The organism is Pinirhizobacter sp., from assembly GCF_035317885.1.
Classification (GTDB): domain Bacteria; phylum Pseudomonadota; class Gammaproteobacteria; order Xanthomonadales; family Rhodanobacteraceae; genus Pinirhizobacter.
Window position 1 is genome coordinate 1 of record NZ_DATHFX010000089.1, and the last position, 4003, is coordinate 4003.

The following is a 4003-nucleotide window of genomic DNA, read 5'->3' on the forward strand; positions in this document are numbered from 1 at the left end:
GCGTGACCAGCCCGCAAGACCTTCCCGGCAAGCGCATCGGCGTGCGTGCCTACACACAAACCACCGGTATGTGGGTACGCGCGCACCTGGCCGAAGACTACGGGCTTGCCACCGCCTCGATGCACTGGCTCACCCGCGATCACGCCCACGTGGAGCAGTACCAGGACCCATCCTTCGTCGAGCACGCCGCGGACGACAAGAGCCTGCTGGACCAGCTGCGCGAAGGCATCGCGGACGCGGCGATCCTCGGCAATGACCTTCCCAAGGACGAGGAATTCGTGCCCGTGATCGCCGACGCCGGCGCCAGGGACAGCGCGTGGTACACCCAGCATGGCTTCGTGCCGATCAATCACCTGCTATCGGCCAGCACTGTCGCCTGCGAGCGCGACCCCGGCGCCATACGCGCGGCGTACGGCCTGCTGCTGCAGTCGTTTGCCCAGCTGCATGCACCGGCCGCGAAGCCCTCTCCGTACGCTTTCGGAATCGGCAGGTTGCTCGGACCGGTCCAGTACGTGATCGACGCCTGCCTCGAACAGGGCCTGCTGCCGCGCCGCCTGGGTCTCGACGAGGTATTTGGCCCGGCGGAAAATATCCTCGGCGGGCTCGTCGCATGAATGTCGCCGCGGCCATGGTGGGACACTCGGTGAATCGCAGCGTGCCGCCTGGCCGTCGCGTGGGTCCTTCCAACTGATGAACAAAATGACAGTCAACGATATCCATTCGACCGTGCGCCCCCGCCGCCCGTTCTACCAGGACCTCACCTTCCAGGTAGTGGCCGGCATGGTGCTGGGCGTCGCTGTGGGTGCGCTGGCGCCGGACATCGGCAAGGATCTGAAGCCACTGGGCGACATCTTCATCCGGCTGATCCAGATGGTCGTCGGGCTGATCATCTTCTGTACGGTGACGCACGGCATTGCCAGCGTCCGCGACCTTGGCAAGGTGGCGCGCATCGCCATCAAGGCCATGGTGTACTTCGAAGTGGTCACCAGCATCGCGCTGCTGATCGGCCTGGTGACGATCAACGTGCTCAAGCCCGGCGTCGGCATGCACATCGATCCGGCCATGCTGCATACGGCGGCGGCGGGCGCCAAGGATGCCGCGCCCGCTGCGCCTGGCGGCGTGGGAACGTTCCTGGTCAACCTGGTGCCCAGTTCCGCGCTCAATGCATTTGCGCAAGGGGACATCCTGCAGATCCTGGTGTTCTCGGTGTTGTTCGCCTGCGGGCTCGCTTCGTTGGGCGAGAAGGCACAACCGGTGCTGACCGTGGTCGATACCGTCCAGGCTGCTTTGTTCTGGATCATCCGCCTGGTGATGAAGATCGCGCCGATCGCAGCTTTCGGCGCGATCGCCTTCACCGTGGCGCAGTTCGGCCTGGGCACGCTGCTGCCGCTGGGCACTCTGGTGCTTGAATTCCTGCTTACGTGCGCGCTGTTCATCGGCCTGGTGCTTGCACCGATCTGTGCCTTCGCAGGGTTCAACGTGCTCAAGCTGATGCGCTATTTCCGCGAGGAATTGATACTGGTGCTGGGCACCAGTTCATCGGAAAGCGTGTTTCCGCAGCTCACGGCCAAGCTCACCAGGCTCGGTGTCAATGAATCGGTCGTGGGCATGGTGCTTCCCACCGCCTACAGCTTCAACCACGATGGTACGTGCCTGTATTTCGCCGCCGTGGCGGTGTTCCTGGCCCAGGCGACGGGTACGGCGCTGGGCTGGGAGCAGCAGCTTGGACTGCTGGCGATCCTGCTGCTCACCTCGAAGGGAGGCGCCGGTGTTTCCGGCTCCGCCATCGCCGTGCTCACGCTCACCCTCGCTGCCACCAAGACCATTCCCGTAAACAGCATCGCCTTGATCCTGGGTGTCCACCGGATTCTCTCGGCGTTTTTCGTATTTACCAACATTGCTGGCAATTGCGTCGCCACCGTCGTCGTCGGCCGGTGGGAGAAGGCAGTCGACCAGCAACAACTGAAACAGCAACTGGACGCGGGCTACCAGCCCGCCTGATCCACCACATCGCAAGCAGTAAGAGCCTCGCGAAGCTTATGGCTCCGCGATCAGGGAGGTATTGTCCAAATGAAACGCATAACCACCATCGCCATCGCCCTATTCGCACTGGCATCCGGCATCACGCCGATGATCGCCGCTGCACAGGCGACGACGTCGGTGTCCGCGCCGCCAAGCAGTGCAAGCACTGCCGGCCCCGCGGCGTCGGATGAGGCAAGCAATGCGACTGAGTCGACCGATGCCTCGAAGCCACCTTTGGCGGGGCTGGCCAAGTCGCTGAAAGCCGAAGGCATCGGCCTCCGCAGCGGCATCATCGATCAGTACGCGCAAAACTCCACCGGCGGCATCTACCAGGGCCATACCAACGTCGGCCAGTTCAACATCGGTGCCGACTTCGACCTTGACAAGATGATGGGCCTGACTGGCGGGTCGTTCCATTTCACCGTGTACCGCGACTATGGCGAGAGCCTGAACAAGCACGTCACCGGCACGTTTACCAAGCAGCAGTACATCTACAAGAACGAGTTCTACCGCTGGCACCTGGGCCTGTTCGCATACGAGCAGAAGCTGCTGGACGACAAGCTCGACATCATCGCTGGCCGCCTTGGCACAACCACGTACTACGGGCACCTGGTTACCAACTGCCAGTTCGAGTCCGCCGACACCTGCGGCGAGCCGAGAATCCTTGTGTCGGAGGCCGGCTTCAGCCTGCTGCCGTCGGCCACCTGGGGCCTGAACGTCAAGTACAAGCCCACGGCGAATACCTACATCGAAAGCGGCGTGTTCGAAGTGAACCCGACGACCTCCGCCAGCAATGGCCTGGATTTTTCCATCGCCAACTCAACGGGCATCACGGTACCGGTGGAGTGGGCCTGGGCCAAGACCGACCCGGCGAGCACGCGTTATCCGTTTGAACTGAAGGTCGGCGGCTTTGTCAGCACCGCTCCCCTGACGGACCCGTACTTCAACACGGCCGGACGATCCAAGGCGCTGTATGGCGGCACGGCACTTACCGTCAACAGCAGCCGCGATGGCGTCTACATCATGGGCGACCGTGTGATCTGGCGCCCGGATGACGCCAGCGCGCGGAGCTTCAATGTGTTTGGTGGCATCGTGCAGCAGCTGGACGAAGCGGAGATCATGCGGCAGCAGGTCTATGCCGGCTTCGTGTGGACCTCGCCGTTCACGGCGCGCCCAAAGGACACGTTCAATTTCTCGGTTTCCGAATTCGAGCTCACTCCCCGCGAGCGGGAATTCCTGCGCGACGCACGCATCAAGCAAGGCGGCCATGGCAGCAACGCCGCCCACCAGACGGCCTTCGAGATGACCTACGGCTGGCACATCACCCGCGGCCTGGAACTGATGCCGAGCGTGCAGTACATCGTGCACCCGGATAACTCCAGTATTACCAACACCAAGATCTTCCCGAAGAACATGTTCGCCTTCGGCCTGAGCCTGCGTTGGGATATCGGCAACATGCTCGGCTTCGAACGGGCGACCTCGGGTGACTGATTCCCCTGCTTCCTGAAACGGTGAATATCGATGACGAACAAAACAGCATTGGTGGTGAGCGCACACTCGGCCGACTTCGTGTGGCGCGCCGGTGGCGCGATCGCACTGCACGCGGCGGCCGGTTGGGATATCACGGTGGTATGCCTTTCCTACGGCGAACGCGGTGAATCGGCCAAGCTGTGGCGCAAGCCCGGGATGACGCTGGAAAAGGTCAAGGCCGAGCGCCAGCGCGAGGCCGAGAACGCGGCCAGACACCTGGACGTTGCCGATATCCAGTTCTGGGACCTGGGCGACTACCCGATCACGCTGTCGACCGAGTCGCTGTTCCGGCTCGCCGACCTCTACCGCGCCGTCAAGCCTTCGTGGGCCATGACGCATTCGCGCCTTGATCCGTACAACGCCGACCACGTGGCAGTAAGCGCCTTCGCCCAGGAGGCACGCATCGTCGGCCAGGCGCACGGGCACAATCCGGAGGTGCCGGTGATCGGTG

Annotated in this window: 4 protein-coding genes; all 4 read left to right on the forward strand. The window is 63.1% G+C overall.

Annotated elements, in window-relative coordinates; translation table 11 throughout:
* The coding region (locus VK519_RS02785; RefSeq protein ID WP_324347455.1) for a hypothetical protein at window positions 1–614 on the forward strand (614 nt) is incomplete at its 5' end.
* An 85-nt stretch (window positions 615–699) separates the two neighbouring features.
* Window positions 700–2001: a C4-dicarboxylate transporter DctA gene (locus VK519_RS02790; RefSeq protein WP_324347457.1), complete on the forward strand. Its 1302-nt coding sequence runs from the start codon at window positions 700–702 to the stop codon at window positions 1999–2001.
* Between the two features lie 69 nt (window positions 2002–2070).
* On the forward strand, window positions 2071–3513 hold the full coding sequence (locus tag VK519_RS02795) for a carbohydrate porin (RefSeq protein WP_324347459.1): 1443 nt from the start codon (window positions 2071–2073) through the stop codon (window positions 3511–3513).
* Between the two features lie 30 nt (window positions 3514–3543).
* On the forward strand, window positions 3544–4003 hold a 460-nt coding region (locus tag VK519_RS02800), incomplete at its 3' end, for a PIG-L deacetylase family protein (protein ID WP_324347460.1).